Annotated in this window: 18 protein-coding genes; 3 read left to right on the forward strand and 15 right to left on the reverse strand. The window is 71.6% G+C overall.

All coding sequences use genetic code 11. The annotated features are described in order from the left end of the window. Positions 1–110 precede the first annotated feature (110 nt). Both OG322_RS09415 and OG322_RS09420 read right to left on the reverse strand, forming a co-directional pair. The gene (locus OG322_RS09415) at positions 111–3047 is read right to left on the reverse strand and encodes a putative bifunctional diguanylate cyclase/phosphodiesterase (RefSeq protein ID WP_241200157.1); all 2937 of its coding nucleotides are present in this window, start codon (positions 3045–3047) and stop codon (positions 111–113) included. 184 nt (positions 3048–3231) lie between these two features. Further along, complete coding sequence (locus tag OG322_RS09420) at positions 3232–4194, reverse strand: 2-hydroxyacid dehydrogenase (RefSeq protein ID WP_123461815.1); 963 nt, start codon at positions 4192–4194, stop codon at positions 3232–3234. A 95-nt stretch (positions 4195–4289) separates the two neighbouring features. Here OG322_RS09420 and OG322_RS09425 point away from each other — a divergent pair, with 95 nt between their 5' ends. The 3 genes from OG322_RS09425 (at position 4290) to OG322_RS09435 (ending at position 7013) form a co-directional block, all read left to right on the forward strand. Further along, on the forward strand, positions 4290–5285 hold the full coding sequence (locus OG322_RS09425) for an aldo/keto reductase (RefSeq protein WP_123461814.1): 996 nt from the start codon (positions 4290–4292) through the stop codon (positions 5283–5285). A 260-nt stretch (positions 5286–5545) separates the two neighbouring features. After that, positions 5546–6724: a PQQ-dependent sugar dehydrogenase gene (locus OG322_RS09430; RefSeq protein ID WP_123461813.1), complete on the forward strand. Its 1179-nt coding sequence runs from the start codon at positions 5546–5548 to the stop codon at positions 6722–6724. A 31-nt stretch (positions 6725–6755) separates the two neighbouring features. Then, on the forward strand, positions 6756–7013 hold the full coding sequence (locus OG322_RS09435) for a DUF6191 domain-containing protein (RefSeq protein WP_123461812.1): 258 nt from the start codon (positions 6756–6758) through the stop codon (positions 7011–7013). On the opposite strand, the gene OG322_RS09440 is transcribed toward OG322_RS09435, so the two are convergent. From OG322_RS09440 to OG322_RS09500, 13 genes are all read right to left on the reverse strand, one after another. Continuing rightward, a complete protein-coding gene (locus OG322_RS09440; protein WP_443066533.1) occupies positions 7010–10234 on the reverse strand; it encodes a helix-turn-helix transcriptional regulator in 3225 nt (1074 codons plus the stop codon). The genes OG322_RS09435 and OG322_RS09440 overlap by 4 nt on opposite strands. Positions 10235–10247: 13 nt before the next feature. Beyond that, entirely contained in the window at positions 10248–10427 is a 180-nt protein-coding gene (locus OG322_RS09445) for a hypothetical protein (protein ID WP_123461811.1), read from the reverse strand. A gap of 262 nt (positions 10428–10689) precedes the next feature. Further along, positions 10690–11358 carry a hypothetical protein gene (locus tag OG322_RS09450; RefSeq protein WP_329306288.1) on the reverse strand — a complete coding sequence of 223 codons (669 nt, stop codon included), beginning with the start codon at positions 11356–11358 and terminating at the stop codon, positions 10690–10692. A gap of 71 nt (positions 11359–11429) precedes the next feature. After that, entirely contained in the window at positions 11430–11984 is a 555-nt protein-coding gene (locus OG322_RS09455) for a GNAT family N-acetyltransferase (RefSeq protein ID WP_123461809.1), read from the reverse strand. Positions 11985–12025: 41 nt separating this feature from the next. Then, the gene (locus OG322_RS09460) at positions 12026–14251 is read right to left on the reverse strand and encodes an MMPL family transporter (protein ID WP_329306289.1); all 2226 of its coding nucleotides are present in this window, start codon (positions 14249–14251) and stop codon (positions 12026–12028) included. A gap of 239 nt (positions 14252–14490) precedes the next feature. Continuing rightward, a complete protein-coding gene (locus OG322_RS09465) occupies positions 14491–15750 on the reverse strand; it encodes an SLC13 family permease (RefSeq protein ID WP_164494441.1) in 1260 nt (419 codons plus the stop codon). Between the two features lie 80 nt (positions 15751–15830). After that, complete coding sequence (gene gatB, locus OG322_RS09470; protein WP_266410885.1) at positions 15831–17339, reverse strand: Asp-tRNA(Asn)/Glu-tRNA(Gln) amidotransferase subunit GatB; 1509 nt, start codon at positions 17337–17339, stop codon at positions 15831–15833. A gap of 16 nt (positions 17340–17355) precedes the next feature. Next, positions 17356–17589, reverse strand: coding sequence for a hypothetical protein (locus OG322_RS09475; protein WP_073738655.1), 234 nt, complete (start codon positions 17587–17589; stop codon positions 17356–17358). Between the two features lie 5 nt (positions 17590–17594). Then, positions 17595–19097, reverse strand: a complete 1503-nt coding sequence (gene gatA / locus OG322_RS09480; RefSeq protein ID WP_123461805.1) for an Asp-tRNA(Asn)/Glu-tRNA(Gln) amidotransferase subunit GatA — start codon at positions 19095–19097, stop codon at positions 17595–17597. 6 nt (positions 19098–19103) lie between these two features. Further along, a complete protein-coding gene (gene gatC, locus OG322_RS09485) occupies positions 19104–19400 on the reverse strand; it encodes an Asp-tRNA(Asn)/Glu-tRNA(Gln) amidotransferase subunit GatC (protein WP_024492941.1) in 297 nt (98 codons plus the stop codon). A gap of 147 nt (positions 19401–19547) precedes the next feature. Next, positions 19548–21719, reverse strand: coding sequence for a putative bifunctional diguanylate cyclase/phosphodiesterase (locus OG322_RS09490; protein WP_123461804.1), 2172 nt, complete (start codon positions 21717–21719; stop codon positions 19548–19550). A gap of 246 nt (positions 21720–21965) precedes the next feature. Next, on the reverse strand, positions 21966–24173 hold the full coding sequence (ligA, locus tag OG322_RS09495; RefSeq protein ID WP_124285092.1) for an NAD-dependent DNA ligase LigA: 2208 nt from the start codon (positions 24171–24173) through the stop codon (positions 21966–21968). Positions 24174–24203: 30 nt separating this feature from the next. Next, a complete protein-coding gene (locus tag OG322_RS09500; RefSeq protein ID WP_329306290.1) occupies positions 24204–25229 on the reverse strand; it encodes a methionine synthase in 1026 nt (341 codons plus the stop codon). Between the last annotated feature and the right edge of the window lie 20 nt (positions 25230–25249).

The following is a 25249-nucleotide window of genomic DNA, read 5'->3' on the forward strand; positions in this document are numbered from 1 at the left end:
GTGCGGTCTGCAGAGTGTCATTGAGGGACTCTGCTTCAGCCGACGCGCTTTCCAAGTACGAGAATTCGGGTGCGCATGGCATTGACCCTCTCTCCGACGCACTCGACGTGTCAAGTGGGTGGGACGGGCGTCTCAGCATGTGAGCCGGTGAGGAGTGGGATCGAGCCGCCCGCCAGGACCGGCTGCGCGGCCGGGCTGCCGGGCACCGGGAACTCGCCGCGGATCAGGGCGCGGCGCAGCCGGTACTCGTCCAGCGGTCCGGAGAAGGCCATGCCCTGGCCGTGCGTACAGCCCATGGCGCGCAGGGCGAGGACCTGTTCCGGCATGTCGACGCCGTCGGCCACGGACTGCATGCCGAGGTCGCACGCGATCCGCAGCAGCCCGCTGGTGATCTTGTGCAGCCGGGCGGACTCGACGACACCCTCGACCAGACCGCGGTCCAGTTTCAGTACGTCGATGGGGAGCCGGCGCAGGGCGTTGATCGCTGCGTATCCGCTGCCGAAGCCGTCGAGCGCAATGCGCACGCCGAGACGGCGCAGGGCCACCAGCCGCTGTTCGAGTTCGTCGAAGGAGACCCTCGGGTCGCTGTCGGAGACCTCGATCATCAGCGCCCCGGACGGCAGCCCGTAGCGGGTGAGCAGCGCCTCGACGGAGCCGAACGCCATCCCCTTGTCGAGCAGCCGGCGGGCGGAGAGCCGGACGGCGACGGAGACCTGATGCCCGGCACTGGCCCGGTCGGCGGCCTGCTCGACGGCCTCTTCGAGGAGCCAGCGGCCCAGCTCGGCGGTGCGGTCACTGTCCTCGGCGACGCGGAGGAACTCGGCGGGGGTGAACAGGATGCCCTGGGCGGAGCGCCAGCGGGCCTGTGCCGCGACGGCGGCGACCGTACCGCTGGTCAGATGCACCACGGGCTGATGGAGCAGCGCGAACTCGCCGTCGCGCAGTGCGGTGCGCAGCCGGACCGCCAGCTCGGAGCGGCGCACCACCTCGGCCTGCATCTGCGGGGCGTACAGCTCGACGCGGTCCTTGCCGGCCGCCTTGGCGCGGTACATGGCGAGGTCCGCGTTGCGCATGAGGTCGTTGGGGGTGATGGCGGGCTCGGCGAAGGCGACCCCGATGGAGGCGGTGACCCGGACCTCGCCGGCGGCGATCCGGTAGGGCTGGGAGAGGGTGAGGCGCAGCCGGTCGGCGATCTCGTGGACCTGGTACTCACGGGCGGTCTGCTCGCGGCTGCCGTCACCGACGATGAGGGCGGCGAACTCGTCACCGCCCAGCCGGGCGGCGGTGTCCCCGGCCCGTACGGAGTCCTGGAGGCGGCGGGCGGCCTGGATGAGGAGCTCGTCGCCCGCCTGGTGGCCGAGCCGGTCGTTGGCCGCCTTGAAGCCGTCCAGGTCGATGAAGAGCACGGCGGTGCCCGCGTCACCGGACCGGCGGCCGCCGAGGGTCTGGCGGACCCGGTCGGTGAAGAGGGCCCGGTTGGGCAGGTCGGTGAGCGGGTCGTGCTCAGCGTTGTGCTGCAACTGGGCCTGCAGCCGGACCCGTTCGGTGACGTCACGGCTGTTGAGGATCAGCCCGCCCTGGTGGCGGTTGACGGTGGACTCGACGTTCAGCCATTCGCCGCTGCCGGACCTGAAGCGGCACTCGATACGGGTGGTGGGCTCCTCGGCCGGCGGAGCGGCGAGGAACCGGCGCACCTCGTGCACCACCCCGCCCAGGTCGTCGGGGTGGATGATCGAGGCCAGTTCCGCGCCGATGAGGTCGTCCGCCTCACGCCCGTAGACACCGGAGGCTGCGGGGCTGACGTAGCGGAGTATGCCGGTCGGGGCGGCGATCATGATGACGTCGCTGGAACCCTGCACCAGGGAGCGGAAGTGGTTCTCCTTCTGGGCCAGTTCCTGGGTGAGGGCGATGTTGTCGACGAGCATGATGCCCTGCCGGACGACCAGTGCGAGCACCACCGTGCATCCGGTGAAGACCACGACGCGGTCCACCCTGCGGCCCTCGATGACGTTGTAGAGGATGCCCAGGGTGCAGACGGCGGCGGCGAGATACGGCGTCAGCGCGGCCAGCGAACCGGCGATGGGGCGGCTGGTGGTACGCGGCTCGGGCCGCGGCTGGACAGCGTTGTCTTCCTCGCGGCCCGCCCCCCAGGGGGCGTACGCGAGGAGCAGTGAACCGGCGAACCAGCCGGCGTCGAGCAACTGGCCGGAATGGTAGGTCTGTCGCAGCAGCGGCGAGGTGAACAGGGCATCGCACAGCACGGTCAGGGCGAGAGCGGCGATGGCAGTGTTCACCGCGGCGCGGTTGACGCTGGACCGCCGGAAGTGCAGCGCGAGCACCATGGAGACCAGCACGATGTCGAGCAGCGGGTAGGCCAGCGAGAGCGCCGCCCGCGCCACGCTCGCACCCTCGACGTCCGCCAGATGCGCGGTATGGGCGAGGGCGAGGCTCCAGGAGAGCGTGAGGAGTGATCCGCCGATCAGCCAGGAGTCGAGTGCCAGGCAGAGCCAGCCGGCCCTGGTGACGGGGCGCTTGGCCAGGACGAGCAGTCCGACGATCGCGGGCGGCGCGAAGCAGAGGTAGAAGAGGTCGGCGAGGGAGGGGCTGGGCACCGGGAGCCCGCGCACGAACTCGTACCAGCCCCAGACCGCGTTGCCCCCGGCCGCCATCAGCGAGGAGAGCGAGAACAGCAGCCAGGCCGGCCGGAACCGGTTGCCCGCCGCGCGGGCGAAGAGGAAGCACGACACGGCGGCGGCCAGGGCGGCGGTACTGAGGCCGAAGTCACCCATGAACACCGCCAGTTGCGCCGACCCCCAGCCGAGGCACGCACCCACCGCGTATCCGGCGCAGGCGAGGCCGAGGAGGAGCTGCGGGAGCAGCGCGGGCGTCCGCCCGACGGCCGACCGCCGGTCCTGCAACGCTCCGCGGATGCTCGCCGGCGCGCTCACCGGGGTGCCCCCGAGGTCTCCGGACGGCTGCGGCGCCGGCGCACCGGACGCATCACCGGCGGCCTTCGGCCGCCCCGCCGTGTCGGATCGTTCGCCCATCGGCCGTACATCGCCCGTCGCCCCCTCGCGTGTGGCTTCCTCCCCGGCACCGTCCCTTCCACGGCGCAGCCTCCCTTTCGGACGATACACCAGACTCGTCACGCAGGGCCATAGTTCCTCTACTCTCCGTGACGACCTGGGCAGTTGTCGGCACGGGGCGCCGCGGTACGTGCTCGCAGCGTGTTCAGCCGGTGGTACGCACGACGTTGCGGACCGGATCCCCCGCGGCGAAACGGCTGAGCTGTCCGGCGATCAGGCGCTTGGCACGAGGCAGGAACGCCGAGGTGCTGCCGCCCACATGCGGAGTGATCAGGACGTTCGGAGCATGCCAGAGGGAATGGCCGGAAGGGAGCGGTTCCGGGTCGGTGACGTCGAGCGCGGCGTGCAGCCGGCCGGACTCGAGTTCGGACAGCAGGGCCTTGGTGTCGACGACACCGCCACGGGCGACGTTCACCAGCAGCGCGCCGTCCTTCATCGCCGCGAGGAACTCCGCGCCCACCAGCCCCTGTGTGGAGGGGTTCAACGGGGTGGACAGAATCACGATGTCGGCTTCGGGCAACAGTGCGGGCAGGTCGTCGAGCGTATGTACGGGACCGCGTGCGGTTGTCCGCGCAGAGCGTGCGACGCGCGCCACCCGCGCACACTCGAAGGGCGCGAGCCGGTCCTCTATCGCGGAGCCGATCGATCCGTACCCCACGATCAGTACGGACTTGTCGGCGAGCGCCGGGTAGAACCCGGACCGCCACTCCTCGTTGTCCTGGCCGCGCACGAACCCGGGGAAGCCGCGCAGGGAGGCGAGGATCAGGGCGATGGTCAGCTCGGCGGTGGACGCCTCGTGGACCCCCTTGGCGTTGCACAGCCGCACCCCGGCGGGCAGCAGACCGAGCCCCGGCTCGATGTGGTCGATGCCCGCGGAGAGGGTCTGCACGACCCGCACCGCGCTCATCCCGGCGAGCGGACGGACCGCGACCTCGGGGCCCTTCATGTACGGAACGACGTAGAAAGCACAGTCCGCGGGGTCGGCCGGGTAGTCCTGCCCGCCGTCCCAGAATCGGTAGTTGAGACCCTCGGGGAGTCCGTCGATCTCGTCGGCCTCGATCGGCAGCCACGCGTCGGGGACCGCGGTGGAATTCGTGGTGGAAGTCATGGTCAGGAGGCTATGCGAAGGCGCGCGGGGAGCAGAGGTTAGTTTGTGGGTGCGGAGTGGTCCCGTGCGGCGGGGCCGAGGGAGGGTTCGGGGAGTTGGAGCGCAGGAGTCTCGGTGCGGCGGCGCTCGCCGTGGGCGCGGTCGGTCTCGGCTGCATGCCGATGAGCTGGGCGTACGGCGCCTCGCAGCAGCGTGGCGACGATGCCTTGCGCGCGGTGCACGCGGCGCTCGACGCGGGCGTCCAGTTGCTCGACACGGCCGACATGTACGGCCCGTTCACCAATGAACTGCTGCTGGGACGGGCGCTGAAGGGGCGCCGTGCGCAGGCATTCGTCTCCACCAAGTGCGGGCTGCTGGTGGTGGGCGATCAGCACATCGTCGCCCAGGGCCGGCCCGGCTATGTGCGGCGGGCCTGCGACGCCTCGCTGCGACGGCTGCAGACCGATGTGATCGATCTGTACCAACTGCACCGGGCCGACCCCGAGGTGCCTGTCGAGGAGACCTGGGGTGCGATGGCGGAGCTGGTGACCGCGGGGAAGGTGCGGGCGCTCGGGCTGTGCGCGGTCGGGGCGCGGGCCTCGCGCCGGCCGGGTGCGCGGATGCACGACGGAACGATCCGGCAACTGGAACGGGTGCAGCAGGTCTTCCCGGTGAGCGCGGTGGAGGCGGAGCTCTCGGTGTGGTCGCCCCAGGCGCTGGAGTCGCTGCTTCCGTGGTGTGCGGCGCGGGGTGTGGGGTTCCTGGCGGCGATGCCGCTGGGCAACGGATATCTGACGGGGACGCTCACTCCGGGGCAGGGCTTCGAGCCGGAGGACCTGCGGGCCAGGCATCCGCGGTTCACCGCCGAGATGATGGCGGCGAACCAGCCGGTGGTGGTGGGGCTGCGCCGGGTTGCCGAACGGCACGGGGCGACGCCCGCACAGGTGGCGCTGGCCTGGGCGCTGCGGCAGGGGCCGCAGGTGGTTCCGGTGCCCGGGACCAAGCAGGAGCGCTGGGCGGTGGAGAACGCGGGGGCGGCCGGTCTGACACTGACGGCGCAGGACCTGGCGGAGATCGACCGGCTGCCGCCGGCGCGGGAGTCGTGGGACTGAGCTCGGGGAGGTGGGCCGCGGCGGGGTGGAACCGGGGCGGCCGGTCCGCGACCGCCAACGGCTGACGGCTGATCGAGAAAGTCGGCCGTCATGGGGCACCTCGGGCCGGGCGGCGGTGTAAGAACAGGGGACAGGCGGCCGTCGAAGGGATCGGTGCGGTGTTCGGATCTGGGCAGGACCCGGTGGGGCGTCACCTGACGCGTCACGGGAACGATCGCGTGGTGCGGCGGCATGCGGGGACGGGAGCGCGGCGCGGCGCGGTGGCCGTGCTGGCGGTCGGTGCCCTGGTGCTCGCCGCGGGGTGCTCCTCGCAAGAGGGGGCGCAGAGCGCGGCGGGCCAGGGTGCGAGATCACCGGCCGGGTCCGCGACGGCCGAGTCGAACCCGGGGGCCTCACCGTCCGCCTCGCGTCCCGCGGCCGATCTGCCGCCCGCGAAGGGCTCGGTGAAGGTGGTGTCGACCCTCACGGAGGGACTGGACTCGCCGTGGGGTCTCGCGGCCCTGCCGGACGGTGACCTGCTGGTGTCCTCGCGCGACAAGGGGACGATCACCAGGGTCGACGCGAAGAGCGGGAAGAAGACACTGCTGGGCACCGTGCCCGGCGTGGCTCCCGCCGGGGAGGGCGGGCTGCTGGGAATCGCGCTCTCCCCCACCTTCGGCACGGACCATCTGGTGTACGCGTACTTCACCACGGCCTCGGACAACCGCATCGCCCGCATGCTCTACGACGAGAAGGGGACGACACCCGGTCAGCTGCTGGGCGCTCCCGACACGATTCTGCGGGGCATCCCGAAGGGCTCCCTCCACAACGGCGGACGGATCGCCTTCGGCCCGGACCACATGCTGTACGCGGGGACCGGCGAGACAGGGGACCGCGGCCTCGCGCAGGACAAGAAGTCGCTGGCCGGCAAGATCCTGCGGATGACGCCGGACGGCGAGCCGCTGCACGGCAATCCGCAGGCCGACTCCGTGGTGTATTCGTACGGTCACCGCAATGTGGAGGGGCTGGCCTGGGACAACCACAAACGGCTGTGGGCGTCCGAATTCGGCCAGGACACCTGGGACGAGCTGAACCTGATCGTGCCGGGCGGAAACTACGGCTGGCCGGAGGTCGAGGGCAAGGCGGGCAAGGCGGGGTTCCGTGATCCCGTGGCACAGTGGAAGCCGTCCGAGGCGTCCCCGAGCGGTATCGCTTTCGCCGAGGGTTCCATCTGGATGGCCGCTCTGCGCGGTGAGCGGCTCTGGCGGATTCCGCTGTCCGGTACGGCGGACAAGGAACCTCTGGCGGCCCCGCAGTCGTTCCTGAAGGGGAAGTACGGCCGTCTGCGCACCGTGCTCGCGGCCGGCGGCAACAAGCTCTATCTCGTCACGAGCGAGACGGACACCCGTGGCACCCCGAAACCGGGAGACGACAAGATCCTGGTGCTTGAGGTGCGGTAGCGGCTACAGCAGGCGGAAGGGTGCGCGGCCCGTGTTCAACTTCTTCGAGGAACTCTTCGCACCGGGCCGCAAGCACGCTGCCGAGGAACAGCGGCGGCTGGAGCTGAGCCGGGTCGATCTCGGCATCGGCGACCCGGCGCGCGGCCCGATAGACCTCACCTCGGGCAAGGTGGTGGTCCGCCGGCCGGACGCCGGGGACGCAGAGCCCGAGGACAAGGTCCCCGGCGACCCGGACCCCGGGGACCAGGGTTCCGGCGGTGCGGCCGAGGAGCGCGGCCAGAGGCCTTAGGAACCCGTCGGCGTGCGGTAGAGACGCAGCCGGTGGGCGAGTGCGGCGGCCTCGCCCCGGCTCGCCACCCCGAGCTTGGCCAGGATGTTGGAGACGTGCACGCTCGCGGTCTTGGGCGAGATGTAGAGCTCCTCGGCGATCCGGCGGTTGGTGTGTCCGTCGGCGACGAGCCGGTGCACGTCCTGTTCGCGCCGGGTCAGCCCGAAGGACTCCACCGCGGCGGCAGCGGCGGCCCGGAGCTGCTCCTCGGGGTGGTCGCGACCGGTCTGCTCGTCGGTGGCGCCGTCGCCGTCCGGGACCGTGACAGCCACCAGGATCTCGTCGCCCGGGCCGGGGCCCATGCCCACGCCCGAACCGGGACCGCGAGGTGCGTCGGGGACGGTGAGGGTGATGCGGGCGCGGCCGGCCAGCAGCTCGATGGTCTCGGTCAGCGGGCGGGCGCCGAGGCGCAGGGCGGTGGCGTGCGCCTCGCGCAGCAGGGCGGTGGCCGTGGGCCGGTCGCCGGAGGCCACGAGCAGGGCCTCGGCCCAGCGGTGGCGGATCTGGGCCAGTTCGTACGGCCGGTGCAGCGGGCTGAAGGCCTGCGCCGCGCGGGACCAGTGATCAGGGGTGTCGAGGCCTTCGGCACGGGCCAGCTCGGCATCGACGAGCAGACCGTAGGCCGCCCACACGGGGACGGCCATCGGCAGTCGCTTGAGGTGGGTGCGGATCAGGGCGAGGTTCGCCGGCCGGCCCGGCTCGGTGGCGGGCAGGCCGCGGGCGTCGGCCTCGGCCGCCGCGACGACGTGCAGCAGGGGCAGGGCGTAGCGCTGGGTGCCGGTCGGGAAGCCCACCTCCGCCTGGGCCTCGAAGGCCGTCCGGGCCTCGGAGAGGCGGCCCTGCTGGACGGCGAGGGTGACGGTGTGGCGCACGGCGTTGATGAAGTGCTGGGGCTGCGGGTCCCGGGAGCCGAAGCTCCGCTTGTTCAGTGCGAGTTGCCGTTCGGCCTCGGCGAAATCTCCTCGTGCCAGGGCCACTTCGGTGCGGCGGGCGGCGACCAGGCCCTGGGGCTTGCGGGACAGCGCCGTGCGGGCAGCGGCCTCGGTGGTGGCCAGGGCCTCGTCCCAGTGGCCGAGCGAGAACAGGGACATCGCCTGGTTGGTGCGGACCCAGGCCTCCGTGTCGGCGATGCCGTGGCTGTGGCAGATCTCGATCCCGTGGTCGGCGGCGGCCACGGCTTCCAGGGAACGGCCCATGGCTTCGAGGGTGGAGGGGAGATTGATGCTGGCGCGGCCCATGACGCCGATGAGGCACAGCTCGTCGGCCCGGTCGCGGACGGCGTACATCTCGGCGATGCCGTCGTCGACGTCTCCGGCGTCGGCGGTCAGCCAGCCCCGGGTGAGGCGTGCGTGCAGCTCGATGTACTCGTTGCCGACCAGCCGGGCGTACTCCACGGCCCGGTCGGCGGCGGCGAGGGTCTGGGCACCGGGGCGGTGCAGGGCGCCCCAGCCGGCCACGCTCATCAGCACCTCCGCGTGGACGGCCGAGGGGGGCAGTCCACGGACCAGCTCCTCGGCGGTGGCCAGCTCGTCCCAGCCGTCGCCCCGGGTGAGGGCTTGGATCAGATGGGAGCGCTGGACCCAGAACCAGGCGGCGCGCAGCGCGTCGTCCTCGCTCTCCAGGATGCGCAGGGCCTTCTTGCAGATGGTGAGGGCCCGTTCGCGGTCGTTGCCGAAGCGGGCGGCGACGGTGGCTTCGGCCATCAGGTCGAGGTAGCTGAGGGGGGTGGCGCTGTCGCGGCCGCAGGCCGGGTAGACCTCGGCGTAGTCGATGGGGCGCAGGGTGGCGCGTATCGCTTCGGGAGCGTCGTCCCACAGCTCCATCGCCCTTTCCAGCAGCCGCAGCTGCTCGGAGAAGGCGTTGCGGTGACGTGCTTCGACGGAGGCCTTCAGTACGGCGGGCAGGGCCTTGGCGGCATCGTGCGCGCCGTACCAGTAGCTGGCCAGGCGGGTGGCGCGCTCGCCGTCGCGGACGAGGGTGGGGTCGGCCTCCAGCGCTTCGGCGTAACGGCGGTTGAGCCGGGAGCGTTCGCCCGGCAGCAGGTCGTCGCTGACGGCCTCGCGGACCAGGGAGTGCCGGAAGCGGTAGCCGTTGCCCTCCGCGGTGGTGAGCAGCAGATTGGCGCCGACCGCTCCCCGCAGGGCTTCGATGAGGTCGTCCTCGGTGAGGCCGGCGACGGCGGCCAGCAGTTCGTACTCGACGGCGGAGCCGCCTTCGGCCACGACCCGGGTGACCCGCTGGGCGTCGTCGGTGAGTGTTTCGACCCGGACGAGGAGGAGGTCGCGCAGTGAGTCGGGGACTCCGGCCCCGTCGCCGCACTCCAGGCTGCAGGCGAGCTCCTCGACGAAGAAGGCGTTGCCGTCGGAGCGCTCGAATATCTCGTCCACCAGGGCCGGTTCCGGGGCGTCCGCGAGGATGCCGGCCAGCTGACGGCGGACCTCGGCGCGGTTGAAGCGGGCGAGCTCGATGCGGCGGACGGTGCGGAGCCGGTCCAGTTCGGCCAGGAGCGGGCGCAGGGGGTGGCGGCGGTGGATGTCGTCGGCCCGGTAGGTGCCGATCACGACGAGGCGGCCGCTGCGCAGCGTACGGAACAGGTAGGTGAGGAGGTGCCGGGTGGAGGCGTCCGACCAGTGCAGGTCCTCCAGGACCAGGACGACCGGGCGCTGCGCCGAGATGCGCTCCAGCAGTCTGCCGGTGAGCTCGAAGAGCCGGGCGGTGCCGTGCTCGTCGGCCGAGTCCGGGCCCGGCTCGCCGAGTTCGGGAAGCAGCCGGGCCAGTTCGCCCTCCTGTCCGGCGCAGGCGGCGGCCATCTCGTCGGGGAGGGCGCGGCGCAGGGCGCGCAGGGCCGTGGAGAAGGGGGCGTACGGCAGGCCGTCCGCGCCGATCTCCACGCAGCCGCCCACGGCGACGACGGCCCCGCGGCGGGCGGCCACCGTGAGGAACTCCTCGACCAGACGCGTCTTGCCCACGCCCGCCTCGCCACCGATGAGCAGCGCCTGCGGCTCTCCGCAGACGCAGCCGTCCGGACCGGCGCCTTCCGCGGTGGCACGGGCGAGCGCGTCGGTGAGCGAGGTGAGTTCACCTGCGCGGCCGACGAACACGGGACTGACTGACCTGGTCTCCACGGAGCCGAGCATCGCATACGGGTCCGACAGCTCGGAGCCGGGAAGCCGGACAGACATCGCCTTTCGGCCCTTACGCGGCGTGCGCGAACCGTTCCCGTTCCCCGTCCGCGCTCACCGTCCTCTCACGCTCCTTGCGTGCCGAACCGCGGGCGGCCCGGTCGGCGCGACGCGCTTCCCGGACGAGCCGCTCGGTGTCGGCGCGACGGATCAGTTCGGCTTGCCTGATCTTCTGGAGTTCCAGCGTGTACATGCGATTCCCCCTGGTGACGAGGGCCCGTTGGGCCCGGGTGGCGGCAGTTCGTCTGCCGTGCCTCCACTTTCGTCCCCCAGGGGGTGTCGCCGCATCGGGCGAGTTCCGCATCTCTGACGGGCCGGCGCCTTAGGCGGATGCCTACGTCACCGCACAAGGGCCGTGAACGCCCCCGCGGATGCCTTAGGCAGCTCCGGGAGACGCCGTACGGGAGGGAAGTGCGGGGCGGGAAGGGCGGGAGGGGATGTACCCGCCCGCCGGGTCAGCTTCCCGTAGCCGCCGCGGCCGCCGTGGGCAGGGCGACGATGAGGTCGAAGTACATGCCGACGGAGATCAGCACACCGATCGCACCGAGCGCGATGCCGCCCATGGCCACCGCACGGACCCAGCCGGCCTGCGGGCGCGCGGACGGGGCGCCGAACGCGGGCCGGACCAGGACGTAGATGCCGACCAGCAGGGCGACGAGCCCGAAGAGGCCGTTGACCAGGGCGGTGGCGTGCCAGGCGTCGCCGTAGATCTCGGAGATCTGCTGCGCGGCGGAGCCGCCGGACGACGTCTTGATCTGCCCGATCAGCGTCTCGCGCTCGGCGGCGACCCGGCCGCTCCAGGCCCCGGTGAGCGAGACGATCCCGAGGCCGACGGAGACGACGGCCGCGGCGGCGGTGCCGAGACCGGCAGACTCGTTGTCGGACTCGTCACCGTCCAGGTCGAGGTCGAAGTCCTGCTCCGCCGCGTCCAGGTCGGCGTCCGCGTCGCGGTCCGTGGGCTCTCCGGACTCCGTGCCCGCCTCGTCGTGCTGCCCCGCCGTGTCGGGTCGCGCCGCCGCGTCCTTGGCGCCGGCGGTGTCGGTGACGGCCTTCTTCGCCGTCTTCTTCTCTTCGTCGCCCTCGGCGACGGGAGCTGTGGGAGTAGTGGGAGTGGTGGGGTTCATTTCCCGCACGCTAGGTGCCCCGGATGAGAACCTTCTTAACGTCCGGCGGCACCCCGCTCCCGCACCCCGGCTCAGCTCTGCCGGGCCCGCCATTCCGGGGCCAGCACGGACCAGATCTCCGAGTCGTGTCTCACACCGCGGTACAGGTAGTTCTGGCGCAGCACGCCGTCCCGCTTCATCCCGAGCCGCGCGGCCACGGCGATGCTCCGGGTGTTCGCGGCGGACGCGTCCCACTCCACCCGGTGCATACCGCGCTCCAGGACCGCCCAGTCGATCAGCCTGGTCGCCGCCCTGGTCACCAGGCCGTGCCCCTCGGCGGCCGGTTCCAGCCAGCAGCCGATCTCGCAGTTCCCGGACTCCGCGTCGAAGATCCGGAAGAGGACCCCGCCGACCAGGGTGCCCTTCAGCCAGATCCCGTAGAGCCGGCCCGTGTCGGCCGCCTGCTTCTCCGCGTACCGGCGCAGCAGGTCTCGCGCGGATTCCAGGTCGGTGGCGAAGGAGGCGAACGGGATCCACGGGTCTATGAGGTCCCGCGCCCGGTCCATGTGGTCCAGGAACTCCTGCGCCTGCCAGATCTCCAGCGGCCGCAGCTCGGCCCCGTCGTCCCCCAGCGATACCGCGAACATCGTGTTCTCCTCGTCATCCCACCTACCGCGGTCCGCGCTGTTCAGCGGACGCGCTGCGCGGCCGGCACGGCCTCGTCGTCCTGGCTCGTGCCCGCCCCTGGGATTTTCGCATGCGGAGCCCGGCATTCGGGAGGCTCGATGCTGAGACGCGGCAGTCTGCGGTCCAGCCAGCCCGGCAGCCACCAGTTCGCCCCGCCCAGCAGGTGCATCAGGGCGGGAACCAGCAGCGTGCGCAGGACGAAGGCGTCCAGCGCGACGGCCGCGGCGAGCGCGATCCCGAACATCGCGATGACCCGGTCGCCGCTGAGCACGAAGGCGAGGAAGACCGAAATCATGATCACCGCGGCCGAGTTGATCACCCGGCTGGTCTCTGCGAGGCCGACCCGGACCGCCCGCCGGTTGTCGCCGGTCTCCAGCCACTCCTCGTACATCCGGCCGACCAGGAACACCTGGTAGTCCATGGAGAGGCCGAAGAGCACGGACACCATGATGACCGGCAGGAAGGGTTCGATGGGGCCCGAGCTGCCCAGGCCCAGCAGCTCGCTCCCCCATCCCCACTGGAAGATCGCCACGACCACGCCGAACGAGGAGGCGACCGCCGCCACGTTCATCACCGCCGCCTTCAGCGGGATGCCGACCGATCGGAAGGCCATCAGCAGGAGCAGGCAGCCGAGCCCTATGACGACGCCGATGAAGAGCGGGAGTTTCCCGATGATGATCTGTGCGAAGTCGTCGTAGCTGGCCGTCACACCGCCCACATGGGCCTGGAGCGAGGTGTTGTCGGCCGCCTTCGGCAGTACGTCCGTACGCAGCCGGTCGACGAGCTCGCTGGTCTGCTGGGACTGCGGCGCCGAGTCCGGGACAACGGTGACGAACGCGGTGTCGCCACTGGAGTTGTAGGTGACCGGGTCGGCCCATGCGACGCCGTCGGTGGCGCGCAGCGTCGCGGGCAGCGCGTCCATCGCCAGCCGGTCGTCGGCGCCGTCGAGCTGTGCGGCGATGGTCAGCGGTCCGTTGACGCCGGGACCGAATCCGCTCGCCAGCAGGTCGTACGCCTGCCGGGTGGTCGAGGACTTCGCGTTGTTGCCCTGGTCGGAGCTGCCCAGGTGGAGCGAGAAGGTGGGGAGTGCGAGGACCAGCATCACCACCACCGCGATCCCGCCGAGCAGCTTGGGGTGCCGCTCGACGAAGGCGGACCAGCGCGCGGCGAACCCGGTGGGCAGGTCCGGCTGCGGGCCGTGCTCGGCGAGCTGTCTGCGCTCGCGCCTGCTCAGCGCCCGCATCCCGATGAGGGACAGCAGGGCCGGCAGCAGGGTCACGGCGGCCGCCACCGTCAGCACGACGGTGAGCGAGGCGGCGACGGCGACACCGTTGAGGAAGCTCAGCCGCAGGATCAGCATCCCCAGCAGTGCGATGCAGACGGTGGCCCCGGCGAAGACGACGGCCCGCCCGGTCGTGGCGACCGCGTGCTCCGCCGCCTCGGGAACGGTCATGCCGCGCCGGAGCCCTCTGCGGTGCCGGGTGACGATGAAGAGTGCGTAGTCGATGCCGACCCCGAGCCCGACGAGCATGCCGAGCATCGGGGCGAAGTCGGCGACGGTCATCACGTGCCCGAGCAGCACGATGCCCGCGTACGCCGTTCCGACCGAGACGAGAGCGGTGGCGATGGGCAGCATGCTGGCGGCGAGGGAACCGAAGGCGAGGAAGAGCACGACGGCCGCGACGGCGACCCCGATGGCCTCGCTGAGGTGCACGGCGGGCGCTTCGGTGAGGGCGACGGCCGAGCCGCCCAGCTCGACCCGGAGGTGTTCGCCCGAGGCGGCCTTCGCGGTGTGGACGACCGCCTCGGCCTGCGCCACCGGCACGTCGTCGGCCTGCCGGTCGAAGGTGACCGTGGCGTAGGCCGTGTGCCCGTCCGCGCTGATCTGCCCCGCTCCCGCCTGGGTGTAGGGCCCGCTGACGGAGCCGACACCCGGCAGCCGTTCGACCGCGTGCAGGGTGCTGGTCATCTTCTGCTCGACGTCGGCCGCCCGCACGGTGGAGTCGTCGGTGTGCCAGACGATGGTGTCGGTGTCCCCGCCGAGATTGCTGAAGCCGCTCTTCAACAGCGCTGCGGCACGGCCGGATTCGGTGCCGGGCGCCTCGTAGTCGTTCGTATAGGCGCTGCCCGCGAACGCCGCACCGGCGGCCGTGCCGCCGAGGGCGAGCAGCCAGATGAGGACGGCGACGAGGCGGTGTGCGATGCACCAGCGGGCGATGGCAGCCAAGGGGCGAGCTCCCTGCGGGTTCGTGGTCTCTCCGGCGGCTCGACAGAGCCGTCCGCAAGAAAAACGCATGGCCTTGAGAACTGTCACTCTGACAGCCAACTGTGATCATTTGCCCTATTCGTGGCCATACTCACAGGCGTCGGATCCGCATATGGGCGACATCGCCGCAGCCATCCGGCGGGCTCGCGGACGGTGCGCGACGGGCGCGGACGCCCAGCGTTCGCGCACCTGGGCACGCGTCACACCCCGATCACCCGCAGCGCTCCCCAGAGCGCGACCGTCGACACCACGAGCGTCGCCGGTACGGTCAGCAGCCCGAGCCTGGTGAAGTGGCCGAGCTCCGGCGCCGCGCCGTGCGTGTGCAGGATGCGACGCCACAACAGGGTGGCGAGCGAGCCGACGTAGGTGAGGTTCGGCCCGAGGTTCACCCCGATCAGTGCGGCCAGCAGCGGACCCGGGCCGGCCGCGGCGACGACCGGGAGCAGGGCGAGGATCGCCGGCAGGTTGTTGATCAGGTTGGCGAGCACCGCCGCCACCGCGGCCACCGCCAGCAGCGCGGGCAACGAGGATCCGTCCGGCAGGACCCGGGCGATACCGGCGCCCAGGCCCTGGTCGACGACCGCCTTGACGACGACGCCCAGGGCCAGCACGAACAGGCAGAACGGCACGTTCGCGGCGTGCACCAGCCCCTTCACGGTGGTCTCCCGTTTCGCCAGCGCCCGTACGGCAAGCACGGCGGCGCCCGCCAGCGCCGCCCACAGCGGCTCCGCGCCCGCGAACGAGGTCACGACGAATCCGCACAGGGTCAGCACCAGGACGACCAGGGTGAAGACGGGCAGGGCCGGCCGGTCCTCCACCTCCTTCGGCGGGTGGGCCCCCGCCGCCAGGTCGGCCGCGAAGAACCGGCGGAAGACCACGTACTCGACGGCGATCGCCGCCAGCCACGGCAGCGTCATCAGGGCGGCGAAGCGGGTGAAGGAGAGACCGCTGGCCGTGAACGCCAGGAGGTTGGTCAGATTGGAGACGGGGAGCAGGAGCGACGCGGAGTTGGCGAGGTGCGCGCAGGCGTACACATACGGGCGGGGGCGGGCCCCGACGCGTGCCGCGGTCGCGAGGACGACGGGGGTCAGCAGGACCACGGTGGCGTCCAGACTGAGCACCGCCGTGATCACCGACGCGACGGCGAAGACGCCCCCGAGCAGCGGGCCGGTCCGCCCGCCGCAGACGCGGGCGACCAGGTCACCGGCCGCCCTGAAGAGCCCTTCGTCGGCGCAGAGCTGAGCCAGTACCAGGATCGCGGCGAGGAAGCCGACGACCGGCAGCAGACTGCTCACCTGGGACCGGGCCTCCGGCCAGGAGACCGCACCGGCCACGGTCACCAGCACCGCGGCGGGCACGGCGACGGTCGCCTCCGGCAGACCCCGGGGGCGTGCGACGGCGAACGCCAGCACCCCGAGCAGGAGGGCGACGGAGACGATCTCGGCGGTGACGGCGTTCAGTGGGCTCTCCGGAGCGGTGAAAGGGGCGGTGCACCCGGTGGTACCGGATGCACCGCCCCTTCGAGGACGTACGGGTGGGCTCAGCCCTCGACGCCGAGCTTCTCCAGGATCAGCTCACGCACCCGGGCCGCGTCCGCCTGGCCGCGGGTGGCCTTCATGACGGCGCCGACGAGCGCGCCGGCCGCGGCGACCTTGCCGCCGCGGATCTTGTCCGCGATGGCGGCGTTGCCGGCGATGGCCTCGTCGACCGCCGTGGACAGCGCGCCCTCGTCGGAGACGACCTTCAGGCCGCGCTTCTCGACGACGGTGTCCGGGTCGCCCTCGCCCGCGAGGACGCCCTCCAGCACCTGACGGGCCAGCTTGTCGTTGAGGTCGCCCGAGGCGACGAGCTCGGCCACCCTGGCGACCTGCACCGGGGTGACGGGCAGCTCGTCGAGGTCGCGGCCGGTCTCGTTGGCGTTACGGGCCAGCTCGCCCATCCACCACTTGCGGGCCTGGTCCGAGGGTGCGCCCGCCTCGGTCGTGGCGACGATCAGGTCGACCGCGCCCGCGTTGAGGATGGACTGCATGTCGTGCTCGGATGCGCCCCACTCCTCCTTGAGCCGTGCGCGGCGCAGCCGCGGCAGCTCGGGGAGACCGCCCCGCAGCTCCTCTACCCAGGTGCGGGCCGGGGCGACGGGTACCAGGTCGGGCTCCGGGAAGTAGCGGTAGTCCTCGGCGTTGTCCTTGATGCGGCCGGCCGTGGTGGAGCCGTCCTCCTCGTGGAAGTGCCGGGTCTCCTGCACGATCGTGCCGCCGGAGTTCAGCACCGCGGCGTGGCGCTGGATCTCGAAGCGGGCGGCCCGCTCGACGGAACGCAGCGAGTTCACGTTCTTCGTCTCGGAACGGGTGCCGAACGCCTCGCGGCCGTGCGGGCGCAGCGACAGGTTCACGTCGCAGCGCATCTGGCCCATCTCCATCCGGGCCTCCGAGACGCCGAGCGCCTTGATGAGCTCGCGCAGCTCGGCGACGTATGCCTTGGCGACCTCGGGGGCCCGTGCGCCCGCGCCCTCGATCGGCTTGGTGACGATCTCGATGAGCGGGATGCCCGCACGGTTGTAGTCGAGCAGGGAGTGGGACGCGCCGTGGATACGGCCGGTGGCGCCGCCGACGTGCGTCGACTTGCCGGTGTCCTCCTCCATGTGGGCGCGCTCGATCTGCACCCGGAAGATCTCGCCGTCCTCCAGCTGGACGTCCAGATAGCCGTCGAAGGCGATCGGCTCGTCGTACTGGGAGGTCTGGAAGTTCTTCGGCATGTCCGGATAGAAGTAGTTCTTCCGGGCGAATCGGCACCATTCGGCGATCTCGCAGTTCAGCGCGAGACCGATCTTGATGGCGGACTCGACGCCGATCTCGTTGACGACCGGCAGGGCGCCGGGCAGTCCGAGGCAGACCGGGCAGGTCTGGGAGTTGGCGTCCTGCTTGAGCTCGGTGGAGCAGCCGCAGAACATCTTGGTCTTGGTGCCGAGCTCGACATGGACTTCGAGGCCCATGACGGGGTCGTACGTCGCGAGGGCGTCCTCGTACGACTCCAGGTCAATGACAGTCACGGTGAAACTTTCCCTCTCAGCCCAGCAGGACGTCGTCGTCGCCGAGACGCTTCAGTTCGCGATAGAGGATCGCGAGGCCGGTGACGATCGCGGCGGCGGACACGGTCGCGTCGATGAGACGCAGCGTGTCGTTGTCGTTGCGCGCGAGCCTGATCTGCTTGGCAACACTGATCGCGCCGAACGCGGTGCTGCCGAGCGATACGTACAGCCCGGTCTTGGACTTCTTGAAGTTCGTGGCCTTCTTTGCCATGGCACTCACAGCGACGGAGCCTCCTCAAGCAGTGGGTGTCCCCACTTTTCCACGAACGCGGCCTCTACGGCGGCTCCGACCTTGTACAGCCGGTCGTCCTTCATGGCGGGGGCGATGATCTGCAGCCCGACCGGCAGCCCGTCCTCCGGCGCCAGGCCGCAGGGCAGCGACATGGCGGCGTTGCCGGCCAGGTTGGTCGGGATGGTGCACAGGTCCGCGAGGTACATCGCCATCGGGTCGTCGGCGCGCTCGCCGATCGGGAAGGCGGTGGTGGGCGTCGTCGGGGAGACGATGACGTCCACCTGCTCGAAGGCCTTCTCGAAGTCCCGCGTGATCAGGGTGCGGACCTTCTGCGCCGAGCCGTAGTAGGCGTCGTAGTAGCCGGAGCTCAGCGCGTACGTACCGAGGATGACGCGGCGCTTGACCTCGTCGCCGAAGCCGGCTTCGCGGGTGAGCGCGGTGACCTCCTCGGCGGACTTCGTGCCGTCGTCGCCGACCCGCAGGCCGTAGCGCATGGCGTCGAAGCGGGCGAGGTTCGACGAGCACTCGGACGGCGCGATGAGGTAGTACGCCGAGAGGCCGAGGTCGAAGGACGGGCAGTCCAGCTCGACGACCGTCGCGCCGAGCGACTTCAGCAGCTCGACCGACTCGTTGAAGCGCTGGACGACACCGGCCTGGTAGCCCTCGCCGGAGAACTGCTTGACGACTCCGACGCGCATGCCCTGTACGGAGCCGTTGCGCGCGGCCTCGACGACCGGCGGGACCGGGGCGTCGATGGAGGTCGAGTCGAGCGGGTCGTGTCCGGCGATGACCTCGTGCAGCAGCGCCGCGTCCAGGACCGTACGGGCGCAGGGGCCGCCCTGGTCGAGGGAGGACGAGAAGGCCACCATGCCGTAGCGGGAGACGCCGCCGTAGGTGGGCTTGACGCCGACGGTGCCGGTGACGGCGGCGGGCTGGCGGATCGAACCGCCGGTGTCCGTGCCGATGGCGAGCGGGGCCTCGAACGAAGCGAGCGCGGCCGAGGAGCCGCCGCCGGAGCCGCCCGGGATACGGGTGAGGTCCCACGGGTTGCCGGTCGGGCCGTAGGCGCTGTTCTCGGTGGAGGACCCCATGGCGAACTCGTCCATGTTGGTCTTGCCGAGGATGACGACGTCGGCGGCCTTCAGCCGCTTGGTGACGGTCGCGTCGTAGGGCGGGACCCAGCCTTCGAGGATCTTCGAGCCGACGGTGGTCGGCATGTCCTGCGTGGTGAAGATGTCCTTGAGCGCGAGCGGGACGCCGGCCAGCGGGCCGAGCTTCTCGCCCGCGGCCCTCTTCGCGTCGACGGCACGGGCCTGCGCGAGCGCGCCCTCGCGGTCGACGTGCAGGAAGGCGTGGACCTTCTCGTCGATGGCCTCGATCCGGGCCAGGTGGGCCTCGGTGACCTCGACGGCCGTGAGCTCACCGGAAGCGATCTTCGCGGCGGTCTCGGCGGCGGTGAGCTTGATGATGGTGCTGATGTCCGTCATGGCTTTTTAGTCCTCCCCCAGGATCTGCGGCACCTTGAAACGCTGCTGCTCCTGGGCCGGGGCGCCGGAGAGCGCCTGCGCGGGGGTGAGCGAGGGACGGACCTCGTCCGTCCGCATGACGTTGGTCAGCGGCAGCGGATGGGAGGTCGGCGGTACGTCTTGGTCGGCGACCTCGGAGACGCGGGCGACCGCGCCGATGATGTCGTCGAGCTGACCGGCGAAGTGATCGAGCTCTTCGCCCTTCAGCTCCAGACGCGCCAGCCGGGCGAGGTGGGCGACCTCCTCGCGCGTGATGCCAGGCATGCAGCGATCCTCAGGGGTTGGTGTGTGGTTTTGGCCGGAGCGCGGCAGGTGGAAATGTGCCGCCGACCCCCAATCCTATGGTGTCGCCCGCACCGGCCACGGCCACCCGTGGATCACCCCTGCCCGGCCCGCCTCCCGGGGACCGCCCTACGTCGTCGCGGGCCGTGAGTCGACGGTCCGGCCGGACGGCCGCTGCTCCGGCTCGGGCCTCGCCGCGGCGGTCACGCCGGCCGCCGCTGCCGCGGCCGCGGCGGCCGCCGCCAGCTCCGCCGGCCGCCGCCACCCGTGCTCGCCGCGCGCCCGCAGCCACGCGGTCGTCTCCTGCGGCGGCATCGCGGCCGCCACCAGCCAGCCCTGGACCGCGTCGCAGCGCAGGTCCCGCAGCCGCTCCCAGGTCTCGTCGTCCTCGACACCCTCGGCGACGACCAGCAGACCGAGCGAGTGCGCCAGGTCGATCGTGCAGCGGACGATCTCCGCGTCCTCGTGGTCGATGGCGAGCCGGGCCACGAAGGACCGGTCGATCTTGAGCTCGCTGACCGGCAGCCGGCGCAGGTGGACGAGGGAGGAGTACCCGGTACCGAAGTCGTCCAGGGACATCTTCACGCCGTGCCCGGTGAGCCCGGCCAGCGTGTCCGCGGCCCGCTGCGGGTCCTCCAGCAGTACGTGTTCCGTTATCTCCAGCTGGAGGGCACCGGCCGGAACGCCGTGCCGGGCCAGCCGGGCCGCGACGCCGCCCGCGAACCCCGGGGTGTGCACATCGCGCGGGGAGACGTTGACCGCGACCGGGACGAACAGCCCCTGCGCCCGCCATCTGGCGACCTGGGCCAGTGCCGTCTCCAGTACGTACTCGGTGAGGTGCGGCATCAGCCCGGACGACTCGGCGATGGCGATGAACTCGTCCGGAGGGACCCGCCCCCGCTCCGGGTGCACCCAGCGGACCAGAGCTTCGAGACCGGCCACCTGTCCGTCGAAGCGGACCTTCGGCTGGTAGTGGAGCTCGACCTCGCCGGCGTCCAGCGCGCGCCGCAGATCACCGAGGAGCCCGAGCCGGTCCGGGGTGTTGCTGTCGCGCTTGGACTCGTACACCTCGACGCCCGTGCGGTCGCGCTTGGCCTGGTACATCGCCACGTCCGCGCGGCGCAGCAGCCCCTCCGCGTCCAGCGCGTGGTCGGGGTGGACGGCGACACCCGCGCTGGCCTCCAGCACCAGGGTGAGTCCGTCGAGGTCCAGCGGGGAGGAGAGTTCGGCGACCAGATGGCGGGCGACCCGCTGGGCGCTGGTGGTGGAGTCCGCGGTCGGCAGCAGGACGGCGAACTCGTCGCCGCCGAGCCTGGCCGCCTCCGCGCCGCGCGGCAGGGCGAGGCGCAGCCGTTCCGCTATCTGCAGCAGCAGCCGGTCCCCCGCCAGATGGCCGAGGGTGTCGTTGACCGCCCGGAAGCGGTCGAGGTCGATCAGGACCAGGCCGACCCGGGTGCCGACGCTCTCGGCCTCCTCCAGGGCCGTCCAGGTGCGCTCCAGCAGCCACTGGCGGTTCGGCAGTCCGGTCAGCGGGTCCCGCAGCTGCTCCTCGGCCCGGGCACGGGCGATCCAGAGCGTGGAGTCGAGCGCGATCAGCGGGACCGCGAAGAGCGGCAGCAGGACCGGCATGGCCATGGCGACGACGCAGATCAGCGGTGCGATGCCGAGCAGGGCGACCGCGACGAGGCCCTGCCGCAGCAGTGCGGTGCGGGCGACGGTCGGCAGCCCGCCGCCCTGGGGTGACCGGGCGTACCAGAGCAGCACCCGGGTGACGAGCAGATAGGTAGAGGCGGCGAGGAGGACTTCCGGGACGACGTCGATGCCCCAGTCGAGTGGCTGCCAGGGCGACTCGACGGTCTGCACCTCACCGAACGCGGCCATTACCAGCGCCGCCGCGCCCACCCCCAGGATGTCCACCGCCCCGTGCAGCAGCCCCTGCCACCAGCGGTGCCTGCGGGCCATCCCGACGAGTACGACCACGACCAGGCTGACCAGACCGGCGGGCACCCAGCCGTAGAGCAGCAACACGGCGAGCGTGAGGGCGGCCCCGGAACCGGTGCCGCCCCACCAGCGGTCGCGGCCGAGCGCGACCAGATGACCGACGACGATCCCGGTGAGCACGGCCAGCGACCAGCCGGCCCTGCCGTCCGGGAAGATCGCGTGGCCACCGCTCACGGTCCGGTAGAAGCCGGTCGCGAGCTGGACGGTGGCGAGGGCCACGACGACAGCGCCCACTTTGGGCGTGAGTCCGACGAAACCCTGCAGCCGCGACACCGGTGCGGCGTTCTCGGTCGGTTTCATTCCGTCCCTCTCACAGCCGGCGGTGCCGATGTCACCTGATGATTCCGTTCCCTGCCACCGCGCGCGGCACACCCGGTGGCCGGGCTCCGCAGGCGCATCCCTCAACAGTAGGCCGCAGAGGGCTTCCAGGGGCAGCGCTCTACATCTCTTGCCCGAATGCGAACCGACCGTCCGTCAGCATCTGCTATGCGCCGACCGGGTGAATCCGGGCGTACGCACACGACTCCCCCCGCTGCGGCCCGGCCCCTACTCCTCGGCCGGCACCGCCGCCTCGCGCGCCGCGTCAGGCCCGTCCGCGAGCAGCACGGCGAAGCCGTCCTCGTTCAGCACGGGCACCTTCAGCTGCATGGCCTTGTCGTACTTCGACCCGGGGTTGTCGCCGACCACCACGAAGGAGGTCTTCTTCGAAACGGAGCCCGTCACCTTCGCTCCGCGGCTCTGCAGGGCTTCTTTCGCGCCATCCCTGGTGTGCGAGGCCAGCGTGCCGGTGACGACGACGGTGAGCCCTTCGAGCGGCCTCGGCCCCTCTTCCTCGCCGGCCCCCTCGTCCTCCATCCGGACCCCGGCCTCCCGCCACTTGCGCAGGATCTCCCGGTGCCACTCCTCGGCGAACCAGGCCTTGACCGAGGCCGCGATGATCGGTCCGACCCCGTCGGCGTCGGACAGCTCCTTCTCGGTGGCCTCGTCGATCCGCTCGATGGAGCGGAACTGACGGGCCAGTTCCTGCGCGGCGACCGGCCCGACGTGGCGGATCGAGAGCCCGGTGAGGATCCGGGCCAGCGGCGCTTCCTTCGCCTCGGCGATGGCCTCCAGCATGGCGACGGCGTTCTTCTTCGGCTCGCCCTGCTGGTTGGCGAAGACCATGGCGGTCTTCTCCTCCCCGGTCTTCGGGTCGCGCTTGGGCAGTCCGCTGTCCATGTCGCGGACATAGGCCCGGATGGGCAGCAGCTGGTCGACGGTCAGCCCGAACAGATCGCCCTCGTCGCGCAGCGGCGGATCGGCGGGCTCCAGCGGACGGGTCAGGGCGGCGGCCGCCACATAGCCGAAGTGGTCGATGTCCAGGCACTTGCGACCGGCCAGATAGGCGACGCGCTCGCGCAGCTGGGCCGGGCAGGAGCGGGCGTTGGGGCAGCGGACGTCGATGTCGGCCTCCTTCATGGGCCGCAGCTCCGTCCCGCACTCGGGGCACTCGGTGGGCATGACGAACGCCCGCTCGGTGCCGTCCCTGAGGTCGACGACCGGGCCGAGGATCTCCGGAATCACGTCGCCGGCCTTGCGGAGCACCACCGTGTCGCCGATCAGGACGCCCTTCGCCCGGACCACGTTCTGGTTGTGCAGGGTGGCGAACTCGACCTCGGAACCGGCCACTTCGACCGGTTCCACCTGGGCGTACGGGGTGACGCGGCCGGTGCGGCCGACGCCGACCCGGATGTTGACCAGCTTGGTGTTGACCTCCTCCGGCGCGTACTTCCAGGCGATCGCCCAGCGCGGTGCGCGTGAGGTGGAGCCGAGCCGGCCCTGGAGCGGGATCTCGTCGAGCTTGACGACGACACCGTCGATCTCGTGTTCCACCGAGTGCCGGTTCTCGCCGAAGTAGGCGATGAACTCCCTGACCCCGTCCAGGGAGTCGACCACCTTGTTGTACTTGGCGGTGGGCAGTCCCCAGGCCTGCAGCAGCTCGTAGGCGTGCGAGAGGCAGTCGATGTCGAAGCCCTCACGGGCACCGATGCCGTGCACCACCATGTGCAGCGGCCGGCCGGCGGTGACCTTGGGGTCCTTCTGGCGCAGTGAACCGGCCGCCGCGTTGCGCGGGTTGGCGAACGGCTTGTCGTCCGCCTCCACCAGCCGGGCGTTGAGCGCCTCGAACCCCTCCATGGGGAAGAAGACCTCGCCGCGGATCTCGACGAGCGCCGGAACGCGGTCGCCCTTCAGCCGGTGCGGGATCTCCGCGATCGTCCGGACGTTGGGCGTGATGTCCTCGCCGGTGCGGCCGTCGCCGCGGGTCGCGGCCCGGGTCAGCAGGCCGTGCTCGTAGGTGAGGTTGACCGCGAGGCCGTCGATCTTGAGCTCGCACAGGAAGTGGTAGCCGGTGGCGCCGACGTCCCGGGCGACCCGCTCGCCCCAGGTGGCCAGCTCGTCGTCGTCGAAGGCGTTGTCCAGGGACAGCATCCGCTCGCGGTGCTCGACGGAGGTGAATTCCGTCCGGTAGGGGCCCGCGACCTTCTGGGACGGCGAGTCGGGCGTGCGCAGCTGCGGATACGTGTCCTCCAGAGCCTCCAGCTCACGCATCAGCCGGTCGAACTCGGCGTCGCTGACGACCGGCTGGTCGTTCACGTAATAGCGGAAGCGGTGCTCCTCGATCTGCTCGGCGAGGAGCGCGTGCCGCTCCCGTGCCTCCGCTGGCACCGCGGCCCGTGCCTCCGCTGGCACTGCCGTCTGCTCTTCGCCGGCCATCGTCCCGTCCTCCCGTTACCCAGTGCCCCGCTACTCAGGGTTGTCTGCGAGCGATCTCGCGGCCCGGCCGCAGTGGGCGAGCGCGGCCCGTGCGTACGCGGGTGACGCGCCCGCGAGGCCGCATGAGGGGGTGATCACCACGGACTCGGTCAGAGTCCCCGGATTCAGCCCCAGCCTGCGCCAAAGCGTCCTGACCTCCATGACGCTACCGCCCGGGTCCGACAATCCGCCCGAGGCCGGGTCGGTGCCCGGCACCACCCCGAGGAACAGCTGGGTACCGCCCTCGACGGCTTCCCCGATCGCCTCCTCCTCACGCTCGGTGAGCAGGGAGAAGTCGAACGAGATACCGTCCGCCCCGGCCCGGCGCAGCAGTGCGAACGGGACCTCGGGCGCGCAGGTGTGGACGACCGAGGCGCCCTCGCCCGCCGCGCCCAGCACCTCGCGCAGGGTGGATTCGACGAGCTGGCGGTCCACCGCCCGGTAGGTGCGGTAGCCGCTCGCCGTCCTGACCCGCCCGAGCAGGACCCCGGTCAGGGACGGTTCGTCGAGCTGGAGGATCACCTGGGCGCCCGGCATCCGCCGCCGTACCTCGGCGAGGTGGTTTCGCAGCCCCTCCGCCAGCGAGTCGGCCAGGTCGCGGCAGGCACCCGGATCACCGAGCACGGCCTCGCCGCCCCGGCGCTCCAGCGCGGCGGCCAGCGTCCAGGGCCCGACGGCCTGCACCTTGAGCGGGCCCTCGTAGCCCTGGGTGAACTCCTCCAGCGCGTCGAGGTCCTCGCCGAGCCAGGAGCGGGCCCGGCGGGTGTCGCGCCCCGGCCGGTCGCTGATCCGCCAGCCGCTCGGCTCGACGTGTCCGTACATCTCGACGAGCAGTCCGATGGTCCGCCCGATCATGTCCGCGCCCGGTCCGCGCGCGGGCAGTTCCGCCAGGTACGGCGCGCCCTGGCCGTCCCCGAAGGAGCCGGTGACGGTCTTCGCCGCCTCCCGTGCGTCCCCTCCGGGCATCGAACCGATTCCGGTGGCCGGGCACCCGCTGAACTTGCTCTTCTCGCTCACGCGGGAAGCCTACGGCGGTT

The organism is Streptomyces sp. NBC_01260 (assembly GCF_036226405.1).
In the GTDB taxonomy this organism is placed as follows: Bacteria; Actinomycetota; Actinomycetes; order Streptomycetales; family Streptomycetaceae; genus Streptomyces; species Streptomyces laculatispora.

What these genes read in the sequence shown, in the direction of transcription:
- OG322_RS09455 (WP_123461809.1), bottom strand. Translation starts at nt 11,984, where the DNA reads ATGTTCGCGGTATCGCTGGGGGACGACGGGGCCGAGCTGCGGCCGCTG.
- OG322_RS09445 (WP_123461811.1), bottom strand. Translation starts at nt 10,427, where the DNA reads ATGTACACGCTGGAACTCCAGAAGATCAGGCAAGCCGAACTGATCCGT.
- OG322_RS09450 (WP_329306288.1), bottom strand. Translation starts at nt 11,358, where the DNA reads ATGAACCCCACCACTCCCACTACTCCCACAGCTCCCGTCGCCGAGGGC.
- gatC (WP_024492941.1), bottom strand. Translation starts at nt 19,400, where the DNA reads ATGCCTGGCATCACGCGCGAGGAGGTCGCCCACCTCGCCCGGCTGGCG.
- OG322_RS09415 (WP_241200157.1), bottom strand. Translation starts at nt 3,047, where the DNA reads ATGGGCGAACGATCCGACACGGCGGGGCGGCCGAAGGCCGCCGGTGAT.
- ligA (WP_124285092.1), bottom strand. Translation starts at nt 24,173, where the DNA reads ATGGCCGGCGAAGAGCAGACGGCAGTGCCAGCGGAGGCACGGGCCGCG.
- OG322_RS09475 (WP_073738655.1), bottom strand. Translation starts at nt 17,589, where the DNA reads ATGGCAAAGAAGGCCACGAACTTCAAGAAGTCCAAGACCGGGCTGTAC.
- OG322_RS09440 (WP_443066533.1), bottom strand. Translation starts at nt 10,234, where the DNA reads ATGTCTGTCCGGCTTCCCGGCTCCGAGCTGTCGGACCCGTATGCGATG.
- OG322_RS09490 (WP_123461804.1), bottom strand. Translation starts at nt 21,719, where the DNA reads ATGAAACCGACCGAGAACGCCGCACCGGTGTCGCGGCTGCAGGGTTTC.
- gatA (WP_123461805.1), bottom strand. Translation starts at nt 19,097, where the DNA reads ATGACGGACATCAGCACCATCATCAAGCTCACCGCCGCCGAGACCGCC.
- OG322_RS09420 (WP_123461815.1), bottom strand. Translation starts at nt 4,194, where the DNA reads ATGACTTCCACCACGAATTCCACCGCGGTCCCCGACGCGTGGCTGCCG.